Consider the following 14,165-nt stretch of genomic DNA (forward strand, 5'->3'; position numbering starts at 1 on the left):
ATGCTACTGGCCACCACCGCTGATCAGGTCGGGGTGGCCGCTGCGATCGACACTGAACTCGGGGACCGGCAGAACCCGAACCTGGTCCACACCACCGGCCACACCATGACCACTCTCGCCCTGGCACTTGCCCTCGGTGGGGACGACGCAAATGACGTGGACCTCCTGGATCCGCTGGTGGCCACCGGCCTGATCGACCAGGTGCCCTCAGACTCCACGGTGCATCGCCGCCACGCAGAACTCGCCGGCCTGGGTTCTGACGGCACCACGGCGATCCTGGCGGGGATGAAATCGGCCCGTCGAGCCGCCTGGGCCGCCTGCGGCACCCGCAACCCCGCAGCCTGGGCCACCACCGACAATCCACTGGTCATCGACCTGGACGCCACCGAAATCCTCTCCCACTCCGACAAAGAGCATGCCACCCCGACGTGGAAGAAACACTTCGGATTCCACCCCCCTGGCAGCGATCATCGACCACGGCGACGGGCTGACCGGGGAACCCGCAGCCGTGCTCCTGCGCCCCGGCAACGCCGGATCCAACACCGCCGCCGACCACATCACCGTGCTGGACCAGGCGGTGAGTGCTCTGCCCGAGCACGCCGACGGACACGAGTGGGACACACGCCTGCAGGTGCGTACCGATGCCGCCGGTGGTTCCCAATCCTTTCTCAACCACCTCAACGACCAGGGCCTGGCCTATTCCATCGGGTTCCCGGTGACCTGGCAGATCGGGGAGATCGCCTCGACCCTGGGGGACCCCGTCAAGCAGGGCATCATCCGCCCCGACGGCACCGTCACCGACCCGGGTGACGGCTACGTTGCCGATATCACCTCCCGGATGCGGTCCTGGGCCGGGGAACCCCTGGGCACCGACCTGGACAACTACCCCGACGATACGCGGATCATCATCCGGGTGGAACACCCCGCGTCCGGGGCGCAGCTTCGCATCACGGATGTCGATGGCCGCCGGGTTCAGGCCTTTGTCACCAACCGCCCCGGCCATGCCAACCGGCTCGACGTCCTGCACCGCGGCAGGGGCAGGTGCGAGCAACGGATCCGGGACCTGAAAGACTGCGGGTTGGGGAAACTCCCGCACGAGAGTTTCCGGATGAATCAGACGTGGTGTCATGTGGCGGTCCTGGCAATGAGCCTCGTCACCTGGGCGGGGTTGGTCACCGCTGCCGGCAGTACCGCGGCACAGCAACGGCGGTCGCGGTGGTGGGTATGGGAACCGAAGACGCTGCGGGCGAGGATGTTGTCGATCGCCGCGATCGTGGTGCGTCACGCAAGGCGGGTCAGCCTGCGCTTCGATCAGGCTGCGCCGCATCGGCAGCTCCTGGCCACATCCAGCCGCACGCTTTCGTCACTGCAGCCCTGAAGTTCCCCTACGATCTCATACCGGACCCTGGTTTCCCGGCCCAGTACCCGCCGGGACTCCGCCGACCCTGCAGCCGGTCACCCCCGTGCTGAGGACTGGAGACAGGACCCGTGAAAAATCCGGGCTAGGGGTCTCTACACTGAGGGACGCCTCGATGCCGACTACTTTCTCGGCAGTGCAGGACCGATTCGTGAGTTACTCCGTGCTGGAATCGGGCACACCCTCGTGGACATCCGCAGCCTTGGTAGTGCATATGCGCCAAGCAGGTTTAAGCGAACTTACGCGGTTGATGGAGAAGATTTCGTGCCGTACCTCCGGCCTTACGACGTCTTTGAATATCTCCCACCTGAGGCAGACCGACTCTCAGTCACGCGCACCGCGAGGCTTGAGGATTACCTGATCCAAGAAGGCGACATCCTCCAGACCTGCTCTGGTCGGAATTTGGGCCCGGTAACCATCGCGGACTCTTATCTGACCCAATCCGCGCTCTCGCACGACATGATTAGAATTCGGGTAGAGGATCTATCGGACCGGTACTATCTTCTGGCCTTTCTACGTAGTCGCGCTGGACAGCATTTACTGGCTCTTCACGATTTAGAGTGCGTTGATCCGGGTGTGCAGCTGGCCGGAGTGGATCAGGGATCCGCAAGATGTAGTGGTTGAGGTTCTGGAAACCCAGGGCGATGCCGCGTAGGTGCTCGAGCCGGCCGTTGATCGCCTCGACCGGGCCGTTGGACGCCCCGATGTCGAAGTAGGCGAGCACATCTTCCCGCCGACGCCACAGGGTTCTCCCGAGTTGAGCCAGCTCCTCCAGACCTTTCGGCAAGCCTGTGCGCAGGGTGTTGATGATCCGGTCCATCAACTTCTTGCCCTCCGAGTTCTTCGGATGCCCGTACGCCTGGATCACGTCCTGTGAGAGCATCCACGTCACCTCCAGGGCCACGTAGTCGTCATCGGTGGCCCACAGCATGTCCAGTCGCTGTTTCTGCCGCTGGACCTGACCCCTGGGGGTGTCCCCCGTACCTCGCTCAGCTCGGCAGAGTCCCCGCCACTAGACTCGGGGCACATGACAACTCGACCGGATTCCCTCCGGCATTGGGAGTACTTCGTCGCCGTGGCCGAGGAGGGCAGCGTCACCGGTGCCGCGGAGCGGCTGGGGCTGACCCAGTCCCCCGTGTCCCAGGGGCTGAAACGTCTGGAGTCGAATCTCGGCCTCGACCTGATCCGCCGCTCCGCCACCGGTGCCACCCTCACCGAGGCGGGCCGGTCCCTGCTCCCGCAGGCCCGGATTCTGGTCCGGGACGCCACGGAACTGCAGAGCATGGCCCACGCCATCGCCGACGCCGGGGCCGAGGTCCGCGTGGGGCTGGCCCCCTCGGTGCCGCCGGGCATCGCCTTCGACCTCACCTCCGCGTTGCGGGACGTCGGCCGGGTCAGTGTGCACACGGCCGAGGTGTCGCAGCTGGTCACCCGGGTGGGCGAGGGCCGTCTGGACTGTGCCGTCATCGAGGACCCGGCGCCGACGGGTGAGTTGTCTCGCGGGCAGCTGCACGAGGTTCCCCGGCTGCTCGCCGGGCCCGCCGAAAAGCCCGCGACCTGGGCGGCGTTGCGGGGACACACCCTGCTGGACAACACCGCCGCCGTCAGCCCGGCGGCCGCCGGACGCCTGGCCGACGCCTTCTTCACCATCGGCTTGCACCCGGAGACCGAGCTGTGGCCGGACCGGACGGTCCTGGCCGCGCGGCTCGGTGCCGGAGGCGCGATGGTGCTGCTCACCCCCGATCAACTCGGGGGCCTGCCCGCGTTCCCGATGCCGGCGGCCTTCCACCTGCGGCTGCGGTGTGTGGTGCCGCCGCAACGGGGCGTTGCCGTCGGAAAGCGGGATCTGCGCGACGTCGTGGACCGTGCCCTGCGGCGCTCCCTCGGGCGTCTGGGGGAGACCGGATGACCAGGAGCCTGCGGGCCCGGATCGGCACCGAATTGGTCGCCGCGGGCTGTGACGGTTGGTGCTGGGCGCACCCGGTCGGCGAGGAGGCGGCCGGCGTCGGGGTCGGCGCCGACAGTCAGACCAGCATCTCGTCGATGTACAAGGTCCACCTCCTGGCCGCCTTCTGCCTGGCCGTGGACCGCGGGCTGCTGAATCCGCTCGACGCGGTGACGCTCAGCGCGGATGACGGCCCGGTCGGGACCCCGGGAGTGGGGCTGTTCGCCGACCCCGTGACGATGAGCCTGCGGGATCTGGTGCGTCAGATGGTGGTGCTCTCCGACAGCATCGCCGCCCGGGTGCTGCAGCGGCGTCTCCCGCCGGGCCTGGTCGGGGAGGTCGTCTCCCTGGCGAATCTCGAGGACACCACGATCGTCGCCCCGGGCACCACCGAGTCCGAACTCCCGGCCCTTCCCGAGGACGGCTCCGCGGCCAGCGAGGCGATCCGGCTGCTGGTCTCCTACCCCCGGGTCCGCCAGGATCCGGCCGCCTACCGCTCGGTGAGCACCCCACGCCAGCTGTGCCGCCTGCTGGACTGGATCTGGACGGGCCCGGATCTCACCGGGGTCTCCCGTGCCTTCGCCCGGACCGTGCTCGGGCAGCAGGTGTGGGGCCACCGGATCCCCTCCGGCTTCCCCGCCGGGGGCGTGCGCTTCCACGGCAAGACCGGGACGATCGGCCCCGTGCGCGGCGAGGTTTCCGTGGTGGTCGTCGACGAGGAGGCACCCATCGTCGTCGCCGTGATCACCCGTTCAGCCCGCAGCGGCCCGAACCTCGCGGCCGCGGACGCCGCGATCGGCCGCATCGCCCGGTTACTCGTCGATGAACTGCGCATGTCGCGCTGAGATTCCCCACCGGAGAACACCCCGCCGAGCAGGCGGTATTCGTCTCCCGACTGGCCGGAAGTCGTGCGGGAACGTGGTCGCGGTGAGCCCGTGGGCCTAATCTCATCCGGTATGACCACCCGCACCACTGTCCGTGTCTCCGCCCTGCTCGCCGCTACGGCGCTCGCGCTCTCCTCCTGCACCGTGCCCTGGTTCCGGGACGCGGTGGACGAGTTCGTCGCCGCCTTCAACGCCGGTGACGACGCCGGTGCCGCCACACTCAGCGACGATCCCGCCCGGGCCGCAGCCGACCTGGAGCAGCTGCGCGCGGGCATCGGCGGGACCAGCGTGGAACTGGACGCCGGCGGCGAGGAGGACGGCGCCACCGAGATCACCGCCACCTGGACCGTCCCGAATGGCGATGAGTCCACCACCACCGGGACGATCACCCTCTCCGAACAGGACAGCGACCTCATCACCTGGGACAAGCGGATCTTCTCCACGGAGCTGAACGGGGACAGCCGCTTCCTCTACTCCGACGACAAGACCTTCACTCTGCCGGTGACCGACCGCAACGGCACCGACATCCTGTCCTGGACACCTGTCACCGTCGTCTCCGCGGGCCCGGAGCTGATCCCGCGGGCCGGGGAGATCGCCGCCGCCGTCCGCCCGGTCGTGCCGACCTCCACCGCCGAATCCGTCACCGCCCAGATCGAGTCCGGGGACGGCTCCCCGGTGGGGCTGTTCACCCTCCGAGAGCGGGACTTCGCCGTGATGGGGGACGCCCTGCGGGCGATCGAGGGACTGGACCTGCGGGAGGAGGGCCGCATGCTCGGCCCCACCCGGGACACCGCCTCCCCGGTGGACGGCGGCCTGCGCGACTACTGGTCGGAGAAGATCACGGCCGACGCCGGCTGGACCCTCCAGGCCACCTCCCCCACCGGCACGACCATCCTGGGGCAGGTGGAACCGGCGGAGAGCGAGCCCGTGCGCACCACGATGGACCTCGGGGTGCAGACGGCCGCGAAGCGGGCCCTGGAGCCGATCGAGCAGCCCGCGGCGATCGTCGCCCTCAGCGCCTCCACCGGCGGGGTCATCGCCGTCGCGCAGAACGACGCCGCCGACGCCCTCGGCCCCGTCTCGCTGAGCGGGCTGTACCCGCCCGGCTCCACCTTCAAGACGGTGACCACCGCCGCCGCCCTCGAACGCGGCACCGTGGTACCCGACTCCACCGTCGCCTGCCCCGCCACCGCGGAGATCGACGGCCGCGTCATCCCCAACGACGGCAACTTTGCCCTCGGGGACGTCTCCATGACGCAGGCCTTCGCCCAGTCCTGCAACACCACCCAGGGTTTCATCTCCCAGGATCTGGAGCCGGACGACATGAGGAACACGGCGGCGCGCCTCGGGCTGGGCGTGGACTTCACCGCGCCCGGCATGACCACGGTGACCGGCTCCGTCCCCGTCACCGAGCCCGGCGCGGCCCGGGTGGAGGCCGCCATCGGCCAGGGCGAGGTCCTCTCCTCCCCCTTCGGGCTGGCCGTCATGGAGGCCTCCCTGGGCAACAACGGCCGGATGGTGCTGCCGACCCTGATCCAGGGTGAGGAGACCACCGCCGACCAGGACCCCGAGCCGCTCGACCCGGCGACAGTGCGGGCCCTGCGCGCGATGATGGTGGAGACGGTGGACTCCGGGACCGCCGCCAGCCTGAGCGACATCGACGGTCTCGGCGGCAAGACCGGGACCGCGGAGGTCGGGGGCAACCGGCCCGCCCACGGCTGGTTCGCCGGCATCAAGGGTGACCTGGCGTTCTGCACCTTCGTCGCCGGGGCGGAGTCCTCGGGACCGGCGGTGGCGGCCACGGGCCGTTTCCTGCGCGATGACGCGATGTCGGAGTGGCGCTGAGCGGACCCCATCACCCGGGCCGACGCTCACGTCGATCCCCCAAAAGTAGTATTAGTGCAGGTCAGCCCCATTCAGGGGGGCGGAAGAGGACGTTCCGGACAAAAGTCCGCGATACCTCGGGTGGTCACGTCAACTTCTGGGTTAAAAATGAGGGGTCGTTCACTGTCGGTCAACATATTCGAGAAGGTAACCCGGTGTTTTCACGGGAAGCGGGCTGACACGTGGTGAAGATACAAGGAAAGTGACCCTTGACCAGGTAAATTAGTAGTTTCTCACACCGCTAATTGCCTGCTCGAAAGGATCACCTTCAGGGTGAAGACTACCAGCTTCTGCGTCGGTACCCCCGCTCCTGCTCAACTGTGCTCGAATGCCGGGCTCATGTTATTGGCCAGCACCGCCGATGCCGTCGGGGTGGCCGACGCGATTGACGCCGGCCTGGCCGAGTGGCAGAATCCGAACCTGCTGCACACCACCGGGAACACCATGACCTCGCTGGCCCTGGCACTGGCCTTGGGCGGGGATGATGCCAATGACGTCGACCTGCTGGGGCCATTGGTCGCGACCGGGTTGGTCGACCAGGTCCCGTCGGACTCTACAGTGCACCGCCGCCACAAAGAGCTCGCCGACCACGACGACGAAGACGATCGCGCCGGCACGACGGCGGTCCTGGCCGGCATGAAAACAGCCCGCCAGGCAGCGTGGGCCGCCTGCGGTGCCCAGAATCCTGCCGCCGCGGCCAGCGCCGATGCTCCGCTGGTTCTGGATCTGGACGCCACGGAAATCCTGTCCCACTCGGACAAAGAGAAAGCGGCCCCGACGTGGAAGAAGCACTACGGGTTCCACCCGCTGGCTGCGATCATCGACCACGGCGACGGGCTGACCGGTGAACCCGCAGCCGTCCTGCTGCGCCCAGGCAACGCCGGCTCGAACACGGCCTCCGACCACCAGGACGTCCTCGACCAGGCCTTGGCCGCGATCCCCAACCACGTCGATGGTCAGGAGTGGGGGAAGCGGATGCTGATACGCACGGATGCCGCCGGCGGATCCCAGGCCTTTCTGGGCCACCTCGATCACCAGGGCCTGGCGTATTCGGTGGGGTTGCCGGTGACCTGGCAAATCGGTGAGATCGCCTCCACGCTCGGCGAGGACATCAAACAAGGCATCATCCGCGCGGACGGTACCGTCAGCGACACCACGGACGCGTACGTCGCGGACATCACCTCCCGGATGCACTCCTGGGCCGGGGAGCCACTGGGCATCAACCTCGACAAATACCCCACAGATATGCGGATTATCATCCGGGTCGAGCACCCCGCCCGGGGCGCGCAGCTACGCATCACCGATGTAGATGGTCGGCGTGTGCAGGCCTTTGTCACCAACTGTCCCGGGCACGCGAACCGACTCGACGCGCTCCACCGGGCCCGGGGCAGGTGTGAGCAACGCATCCGGGATCTGAAGGACTGCGGGCTGGGGAAACTGCCGCATGAGGCGTTCGGGATGAACCAGGCGTGGATCCACGCCGCGGTCCTGGCGATGAACCTGATCACCTGGTGCGGACTGATCATCGCCGCCGACAGTGCTGCCGCCGATCGGCGCCGCTCGCGGTGGTGGGTGTGGGAACCAAAAACCCTACGAGCCCGCATGCTATCGATCGCAGCGATCGTGGTTCGTCACGCCAGGCGCACCATCCTCCGGTTCGACAACGCCGCGGCCCACCGCGAGGTGCTCGAGCACGGACTCTCCCGACTCAGATCCATCGCCTGACTCTCGGTACAACCGCCGCACGCTTGCAATCTTCGCAGTCCCTACCCGCATTTCGAGCCCAGGACATGGAACCTGGTTTCCCCGGCACCAGCACCCGCCGGAATCCCAGCGACCCCGACCTCAGCCACCCCCACCAAGCCGGCCACTCAAAAAGCCCGGTGAAAGAAAGGGGCTAAAGGGATCTCCGGGACGTAAAAGTGGCTCAACCTGCGCCCTCGCGGGGCCCCTTGTCGGGAAAGAAATCAGCCAGTAGCAGATGTGAATAGGTGAACTTTGGGGAGCCACTGAGGGGATTGTCGCGCCCCCATTTTCGCCGTTTTCCGCACTATTTTTGCACGCTAAAACGCGCTGACCTGCGAAGCAGCACTTTAGTGCATGAGGTGTGTGGTTAGTTTTCCCCCTCGGAGAGGGCGAGCGCGCGAAGCGCTTTAGGCGAGGGATGATTTTTCTTCCTGAGCAAGTGAGCGCGCAGCGGTCACGCGCTAGCACGTAGCAAGAAATGCGCTGTGCGCGTTTTTAAGCGATTAAAGCCCCGTGAGGCGACCAAGTCCCCACACGAACCGCCCCAAGCGCTCTACGGCGCTCCTGGACGCCATGCGCGCCCCCTCCCCGGCTGACAGTCGGGGAGCAAGTGACACCCGCGTCGCCGAGCGCGGTGTGGCTACGCGCCTCGCTTACGACATGACCCGTCTCGAAAGTCGCCAGAAGAAAATAAAAACCTCTCGCCCCGACACGGTGTAAACATTGTTTACATCTACCGAAGCGAGAGGAAACTTTTCATGGCCACCAACCAGAAGAACCCCGCCGGACGCGGCCCCGTGGTCTCCGTGCGCCTGGAGCCGGAGCTGATCGAGCGCCTGGACGCGCTCGCCGAGCGCACCAAGCGATCACGCGGCACGTACCTACGCATGGCGCTGTGGGCGGCACTGCCGGAGCTGGAACGGATTCACTGGGAGCAAGCTGCCGCCGATTTCGAAGAACTGGCGATCAAGGATGCGTTCGAAGAGATCACCCAGCAGCTAATGGACGAAGCCAGCAAGCCCCGGAAGCCTGACGGAGGAAAGTAAACAACGGCCGGGTTGTTGGACACTGCCGCCATGGAGATATTTCTCGAGTGTGCAGCTGTAGTTTTGACCGCCCTCATCGGTGGAGTTCTAGTGGACCCGAAACGAACCGTGGATTCCTGGAAGGAGATCCTGAAACGGGAGCAGGAAGAGTGAGCTTTAAGGGCCGAGCGCTACCCCTACGGGGTGGGAACCGTTATCTGCTGACGGCATTTCGCATTTGTGGGTGGGCGCTCAAGGAGGGCCGGGAGGGGAGCTAGAGGTGGGAGCTTCAGGGACCGAGCGCTACCCCTACGGGGTGGGAACCGTTATCTGCTGACGGCATTTCGCATTTAATTCTGAGAGGGCTTTCGACCACGTTTCGCAGCCATCCCAAGAGTCTTTCGGACTTGCTGAATGCGCCGTTCACTGACACCTAACTCGCCTGCCAACTCTCGCGTGGAGGGGTCAGGAGCCGACTGTGAACGTGCGTCTAGGATCGCAGTTTTTACACGCAGTTCGAGAAGCTCTCCGGTCATTTCTCGACGCGGTGCTGTTGCAACTTGGGGCGGGAGCCAAGAAAGCTCCGTTTTTATTGTGTGATCAACGCTATGTGCCTGTGTTGTCAGGCCGTCTCGAATACCCGGCTAACAATCACTGCATCCGGATTCGGGTGACCATAGGCAAACATCGTGCCCTGCCCCTTCCGCAATGAGTGCATCGCTTCCATCCCTTTCAACGTCCGGTAGGCAGACGTTTGGTTTTTGAATGCTCCTTTCGGCCCGAGGATCCGCTTTAACCGGCCATGATCGCCTTCAATGACGTTGTTGAGGTATTTCACCCGACGATGCTCGACCGTCGATGGACAGACGCCTTCCGCCTTCAGCTCAGAGATTGCCCTGGCGAGTGAGGGGGCCTTGTCGGTGCTGATCACCCGCGGATAGCCTGCCGATTTATTCGACCGCAGCGTCTTCGCCAGGAAACGCTTCGCTGCCGCGACGTTGCGTTTTGGTGAGAGGTAGAAGTCCAGGGTCTGGCTACCGGCGGTGATTGCCCGATAGAGGTAGCACCACTTTCCCCCGACCCGGATATAGGTCTCATCCACCCGCCAGGACCTGGCCTGCCAGTCAGGAACTTGCCGATACCACCGGGTCTTCTTATCCAGCTCAGGAGCATATTTCTGGACCCAGCGGTAGATCGTGGTGTGATCGACCGGCACTCCCCGCTCGGTCATCATCTCTTCGAGGTCGCGATAGCTCACGCCGTAGCGGCAGTACCACCGCACCGCCCACAGGATGATTTCACGAGGGAACTGCCGACCGGAGAAGATGCCCATGGACCTGATTATTCCACGCCGGTCTTCCTACTGCCCCAACTTTGCAACAGCACCGCATCAAGCGGTGAGCGCACTCCGGCACCGCCAACTTTCAGCACATGCGTGTAAATCATCGTCGTAGAGACGTCGGAATGGCCGAGCAGATCCTGCACGGTTCGAATGTCGTAACCGCTGCGGAGCAAGGCCGTCGCGAACGAGTGGCGGAGGGTGTGCGGTGTGGCGGGCTTCGTGATGCCTGCTTGTTCTACGGCACGTTTGAAGGCGCGCTGAAAGGTCTGGTCATACATGTGATGGCGACGCACGACACCGCTCCGTGGATCGGTCGAATGCGTGTGCTGCGCAAAAACCCAGAACCACGGCCAGGAATGCCCGGCGCGCGGATACTTCCGCTCAAGGGCGTCGGGAAGCGCAACGCCGCTGCGGCCCTCGGCCTGGTCCTTCAGCCACCATGCCCGTGCACGCGACAGCTGCTCGCGCAGGCTGGGTGCCAAGCTCTCGGGTAACATCAAGGCCCGATCCTTGGAGCCCTTGCCCTCCCGCACGATGATCGTGCCGTGATCGAAATCCAGATCCTTGACCCGCAGTTGCAAACCCTCACTGATCCGCATGCCCGTTCCATACAGAAGCTGGGCGAACAAACGATGCTCGCCTTCCAGAAAACCGAGGATGCGAACCACTTCATCCGGGGTCAGCACCACCGGCAAGCGCCGCGACGGCCGAGGTCTTCCGATCTCCTGAAGCCAGGGCAGATCCGTGCACAGCACCTTGCCGTAGAAGAACAGCAAGGCCGCCAATGCCTGACGATGCGTGGAGACCGAAACCTTGCGCTCGTTCGCCAGCCAGGACAGAAATGCCTCGACTTCGCTGCTGCCCAAGGTTGCCGGGTGACGCACACCGTGGAAACGGATGAAGGCACGAACCCAGTGGACATAAGCCTGTTCGGTTGGTAAGCTGTAATGCAAGTAGCGTATGCGCTCACGCAACTGGTCCAGAACCTTGACCGAACGCAGCGGTGGTAACGGCGCAGTGGCGGTTTTCATGGCTTGTTATGACTGTTTTTTGTACAGTCTATGCCTCGGGCATCCAAGCAGCAAGCGCGTTACGCCGTGGGTCGATGTTTGATGTTATGGAGCAGCAACGATGTTACGCAGCAGGGCAGTCGCCCTAAAACAAAGTTAGGCCGCATGGACACAACGCAGGTCACATTGATACACAAAATTCTAGCTGCGGCAGATGAGCGAAATCTGCCGCTCTGGATCGGTGGGGGCTGGGCGATCGATGCACGGCTAGGGCGTGTAACACGCAAGCACGATGATATTGATCTGACGTTTCCCGGCGAGAGGCGCGGCGAGCTCGAGGCAATAGTTGAAATGCTCGGCGGGCGCGTCATGGAGGAGTTGGACTATGGATTCTTAGCGGAGATCGGGGATGAGTTACTTGACTGCGAACCTGCTTGGTGGGCAGACGAAGCGTATGAAATCGCGGAGGCTCCGCAGGGCTCGTGCCCAGAGGCGGCTGAGGGCGTCATCGCCGGGCGGCCAGTCCGTTGTAACAGCTGGGAGGCGATCATCTGGGATTACTTTTACTATGCCGATGAAGTACCACCAGTGGACTGGCCTACAAAGCACATAGAGTCCTACAGGCTCGCATGCACCTCACTCGGGGCGGAAAAGGTTGAGGTCTTGCGTGCCGCTTTCAGGTCGCGATATGCGGCCTAACAATTCGTCCAAGCCGACGCCGCTTCGCGGCGCGGCTTAACTCAGGTGTTAAACATCATGAGGGAAGCGGTGATCGCCGAAGTATCGACTCAACTATCAGAGGTAGTTGGCGTCATCGAGCGCCATCTCGAACCGACGTTGCTGGCCGTACATTTGTACGGCTCCGCAGTGGATGGCGGCCTGAAGCCACACAGTGATATTGATTTGCTGGTTACGGTGACCGTAAGGCTTGATGAAACAACGCGGCGAGCTTTGATCAACGACCTTTTGGAAACTTCGGCTTCCCCTGGCGAGAGCGAGACGCTCCGCGCTATAGAAGTCACCCTTGTCGTGCATGACGACATCATCCCGTGGCGTTATCCGGCTAAGCGCGAGCTGCAATTTGGAGAATGGCAGCGCAATGACATTCTTGCGGGTATCTTCGAGCCAGCCATGATCGACATTGATCTAGCTATCCTGCTTACAAAAGCAAGAGAACATAGCGTTGCCTTGGTAGGTCCGGCAGCGGAGGAATTCTTTGACCCGGTTCCTGAACAGGATCTATTCGAGGCGCTGAGGGAAACCTTGAAGCTATGGAACTCGCAGCCCGACTGGGCCGGCGATGAGCGAAATGTAGTGCTTACGTTGTCCCGCATTTGGTACAGCGCAATAACCGGCAAAATCGCGCCGAAGGATGTCGCTGCCGACTGGGCAATAAAACGCCTACCTGCCCAGTATCAGCCCGTCTTACTTGAAGCTAAGCAAGCTTATCTGGGACAAAAAGAAGATCACTTGGCCTCACGCGCAGATCACTTGGAAGAATTTATTCGCTTTGTGAAAGGCGAGATCATCAAGTCAGTTGGTAAATGATGTCTAACAATTCGTTCAAGCCGACCGCGCTACGCGCGGCGGCTTAACTCCGGCGTTAGATGCACTAAGCACATAATTGCTCACAGCCAAACTATCAGGTCAAGTCTGCTTTTATTATTTTTAAGCGTGCATAATAAGCCCTACACAAATTGGGAGATATATCATGAAAGGCTGGCTTTTTCTTGTTATCGCAATAGTTGGCGAAGTAATCGCAACATCCGCATTAAAATCTAGCGAGGGCTTTACTAAGCTTGCCCCTTCCGCCGTTGTCATAATCGGTTATGGCATCGCATTTTATTTTCTTTCTCTGGTTCTGAAATCCATCCCTGTCGGTGTTGCTTATGCAGTCTGGTCGGGACTCGGCGTCGTCATAATTACAGCCATTGCCTGGTTGCTTCATGGGCAAAAGCTTGATGCGTGGGGCTTTGTAGGTATGGGGCTCATAATTGCTGCCTTTTTGCTCGCCCGATCCCCATCGTGGAAGTCGCTGCGGAGGCCGACGCCATGGTGACGGTGTTCGGCATTCTGAATCTCACCGAGGACTCCTTCTTCGATGAGAGCCGGCGGCTAGACCCCGCCGGCGCTGTCACCGCGGCGATCGAAATGCTGCGAGTCGGATCAGACGTCGTGGATGTCGGACCGGCCGCCAGCCATCCGGACGCGAGGCCTGTATCGCCGGCCGATGAGATCAGACGTATTGCGCCGCTCTTAGACGCCCTGTCCGATCAGATGCACCGTGTTTCAATCGACAGCTTCCAACCGGAAACCCAGCGCTATGCGCTCAAGCGCGGCGTGGGCTACCTGAACGATATCCAAGGATTTCCTGACCCTGCGCTCTATCCCGATATTGCTGAGGCGGACTGCAGGCTGGTGGTTATGCACTCAGCGCAGCGGGATGGCATCGCCACCCGCACCGGTCACCTTCGACCCGAAGACGCGCTCGACGAGATTGTGCGGTTCTTCGAGGCGCGGGTTTCCGCCTTGCGACGGAGCGGGGTCGCTGCCGACCGGCTCATCCTCGATCCGGGGATGGGATTTTTCTTGAGCCCCGCACCGGAAACATCGCTGCACGTGCTGTCGAACCTTCAAAAGCTGAAGTCGGCGTTGGGGCTTCCGCTATTGGTCTCGGTGTCGCGGAAATCCTTCTTGGGCGCCACCGTTGGCCTTCCTGTAAAGGATCTGGGTCCAGCGAGCCTTGCGGCGGAACTTCACGCGATCGGCAATGGCGCTGACTACGTCCGCACCCACGCGCCTGGAGATCTGCGAAGCGCAATCACCTTCTCGGAAACCCTCGCGAAATTTCGCAGTCGCGACGCCAGAGACCGAGGGTTAGATCATGCCTAGCATTCACCTTCCGGCCGCCC

The 14,165-nt window shown here is 63.5% G+C and carries 13 protein-coding genes and 2 pseudogenes; 12 read left to right on the forward strand and 3 right to left on the reverse strand.

Features of this window, described 5'->3' with window-relative positions; all coding sequences use genetic code 11:
* Both ACXM2N_RS11500 and ACXM2N_RS11505 read left to right on the forward strand, forming a co-directional pair.
* Positions 1-396, forward strand: a pseudogene (locus tag ACXM2N_RS11500) (IS1380 family transposase); the annotation flags it as partial.
* 112 nt (positions 397-508) lie between these two features.
* Positions 509-1,378: a transposase gene (locus ACXM2N_RS11505; RefSeq protein ID WP_257037036.1), complete on the forward strand. Its 870-nt coding sequence runs from the start codon at positions 509-511 to the stop codon at positions 1,376-1,378.
* A gap of 594 nt (positions 1,379-1,972) precedes the next feature.
* Here ACXM2N_RS11505 and ACXM2N_RS11510 read toward each other — a convergent pair.
* Positions 1,973-2,369, reverse strand: a pseudogene (locus tag ACXM2N_RS11510) (transposase); the annotation flags it as partial.
* Between the two features lie 75 nt (positions 2,370-2,444).
* Here ACXM2N_RS11510 and ACXM2N_RS11515 point away from each other — a divergent pair.
* The 6 genes from ACXM2N_RS11515 (at position 2,445) to ACXM2N_RS11540 (ending at position 9,075) form a co-directional block, all read left to right on the forward strand.
* The gene (locus ACXM2N_RS11515) at positions 2,445-3,326 is read left to right on the forward strand and encodes a LysR family transcriptional regulator (protein WP_085548382.1); all 882 of its coding nucleotides are present in this window, start codon (positions 2,445-2,447) and stop codon (positions 3,324-3,326) included.
* Positions 3,323-4,207 carry a serine hydrolase gene (locus ACXM2N_RS11520; protein WP_458491203.1) on the forward strand — a complete coding sequence of 295 codons (885 nt, stop codon included), beginning with the start codon at positions 3,323-3,325 and terminating at the stop codon, positions 4,205-4,207. The genes ACXM2N_RS11515 and ACXM2N_RS11520 overlap by 4 nt, the downstream gene beginning before the upstream one ends.
* 111 nt (positions 4,208-4,318) lie before the next feature.
* Positions 4,319-6,091, forward strand: coding sequence for a penicillin-binding transpeptidase domain-containing protein (locus ACXM2N_RS11525; RefSeq protein ID WP_257037037.1), 1,773 nt, complete (start codon positions 4,319-4,321; stop codon positions 6,089-6,091).
* Positions 6,092-6,403: 312 nt separating this feature from the next.
* Positions 6,404-7,855 carry an IS1380 family transposase gene (locus ACXM2N_RS11530; RefSeq protein WP_319655592.1) on the forward strand — a complete coding sequence of 484 codons (1,452 nt, stop codon included), beginning with the start codon at positions 6,404-6,406 and terminating at the stop codon, positions 7,853-7,855.
* Positions 7,856-8,634: 779 nt separating this feature from the next.
* Positions 8,635-8,922, forward strand: coding sequence for a ribbon-helix-helix protein, CopG family (locus ACXM2N_RS11535; RefSeq protein WP_458491205.1), 288 nt, complete (start codon positions 8,635-8,637; stop codon positions 8,920-8,922).
* 30 nt (positions 8,923-8,952) lie between these two features.
* Positions 8,953-9,075, forward strand: a complete 123-nt coding sequence (locus tag ACXM2N_RS11540) for a hypothetical protein (protein WP_458491207.1) — start codon at positions 8,953-8,955, stop codon at positions 9,073-9,075.
* Positions 9,076-9,523: 448 nt separating this feature from the next.
* Here the strand turns inward: ACXM2N_RS11540 and ACXM2N_RS11545 are convergent, their stop codons facing one another.
* Entirely contained in the window at positions 9,524-10,234 is a 711-nt protein-coding gene (locus ACXM2N_RS11545) for an IS6-like element IS1628 family transposase (RefSeq protein WP_458491209.1), read from the reverse strand.
* 8 nt (positions 10,235-10,242) lie between these two features.
* Entirely contained in the window at positions 10,243-11,274 is a 1,032-nt protein-coding gene (gene intI1 / locus ACXM2N_RS11550; RefSeq protein WP_284805216.1) for a class 1 integron integrase IntI1, read from the reverse strand.
* A gap of 144 nt (positions 11,275-11,418) precedes the next feature.
* Here intI1 and aadB point away from each other — a divergent pair, with 144 nt between their 5' ends.
* The 4 genes from aadB to sul1 all read left to right on the forward strand — a co-directional run bounded on the left by aadB (position 11,419) and on the right by sul1 (position 14,145).
* Positions 11,419-11,952 (forward strand): aminoglycoside nucleotidyltransferase ANT(2'')-Ia, encoded by a 534-nt coding sequence (aadB, locus tag ACXM2N_RS11555; protein ID WP_000381802.1) that lies wholly within the window; start codon positions 11,419-11,421, stop codon positions 11,950-11,952.
* A 57-nt stretch (positions 11,953-12,009) separates the two neighbouring features.
* The gene (locus ACXM2N_RS11560) at positions 12,010-12,801 is read left to right on the forward strand and encodes an AadA family aminoglycoside 3''-O-nucleotidyltransferase (RefSeq protein ID WP_032448547.1); all 792 of its coding nucleotides are present in this window, start codon (positions 12,010-12,012) and stop codon (positions 12,799-12,801) included.
* A gap of 163 nt (positions 12,802-12,964) precedes the next feature.
* The gene (locus ACXM2N_RS11565; protein ID WP_000679427.1) at positions 12,965-13,312 is read left to right on the forward strand and encodes a quaternary ammonium compound efflux SMR transporter QacE delta 1; all 348 of its coding nucleotides are present in this window, start codon (positions 12,965-12,967) and stop codon (positions 13,310-13,312) included.
* Entirely contained in the window at positions 13,306-14,145 is an 840-nt protein-coding gene (gene sul1 / locus ACXM2N_RS11570) for a sulfonamide-resistant dihydropteroate synthase Sul1 (protein WP_000259031.1), read from the forward strand. The genes ACXM2N_RS11565 and sul1 overlap by 7 nt, the downstream gene beginning before the upstream one ends.
* Positions 14,146-14,165: the final 20 nt, after the last annotated feature.

It is taken from the genome of Corynebacterium sp. ZY180755, assembly GCF_054331495.1.

What these genes read in the sequence shown, in the direction of transcription:
- sul1 (WP_000259031.1), top strand. Translation starts at nt 13,306, where the DNA reads ATGGTGACGGTGTTCGGCATTCTGAATCTCACCGAGGACTCCTTCTTC.
- ACXM2N_RS11565 (WP_000679427.1), top strand. Translation starts at nt 12,965, where the DNA reads ATGAAAGGCTGGCTTTTTCTTGTTATCGCAATAGTTGGCGAAGTAATC.
- aadB (WP_000381802.1), top strand. Translation starts at nt 11,419, where the DNA reads ATGGACACAACGCAGGTCACATTGATACACAAAATTCTAGCTGCGGCA.
- intI1 (WP_284805216.1), bottom strand. Translation starts at nt 11,274, where the DNA reads ATGAAAACCGCCACTGCGCCGTTACCACCGCTGCGTTCGGTCAAGGTT.
- ACXM2N_RS11545 (WP_458491209.1), bottom strand. Translation starts at nt 10,234, where the DNA reads ATGGGCATCTTCTCCGGTCGGCAGTTCCCTCGTGAAATCATCCTGTGG.
- ACXM2N_RS11515 (WP_085548382.1), top strand. Translation starts at nt 2,445, where the DNA reads ATGACAACTCGACCGGATTCCCTCCGGCATTGGGAGTACTTCGTCGCC.
- ACXM2N_RS11560 (WP_032448547.1), top strand. Translation starts at nt 12,010, where the DNA reads ATGAGGGAAGCGGTGATCGCCGAAGTATCGACTCAACTATCAGAGGTA.
- ACXM2N_RS11540 (WP_458491207.1), top strand. Translation starts at nt 8,953, where the DNA reads ATGGAGATATTTCTCGAGTGTGCAGCTGTAGTTTTGACCGCCCTCATC.
- ACXM2N_RS11520 (WP_458491203.1), top strand. Translation starts at nt 3,323, where the DNA reads ATGACCAGGAGCCTGCGGGCCCGGATCGGCACCGAATTGGTCGCCGCG.
- ACXM2N_RS11525 (WP_257037037.1), top strand. Translation starts at nt 4,319, where the DNA reads ATGACCACCCGCACCACTGTCCGTGTCTCCGCCCTGCTCGCCGCTACG.
- ACXM2N_RS11535 (WP_458491205.1), top strand. Translation starts at nt 8,635, where the DNA reads ATGGCCACCAACCAGAAGAACCCCGCCGGACGCGGCCCCGTGGTCTCC.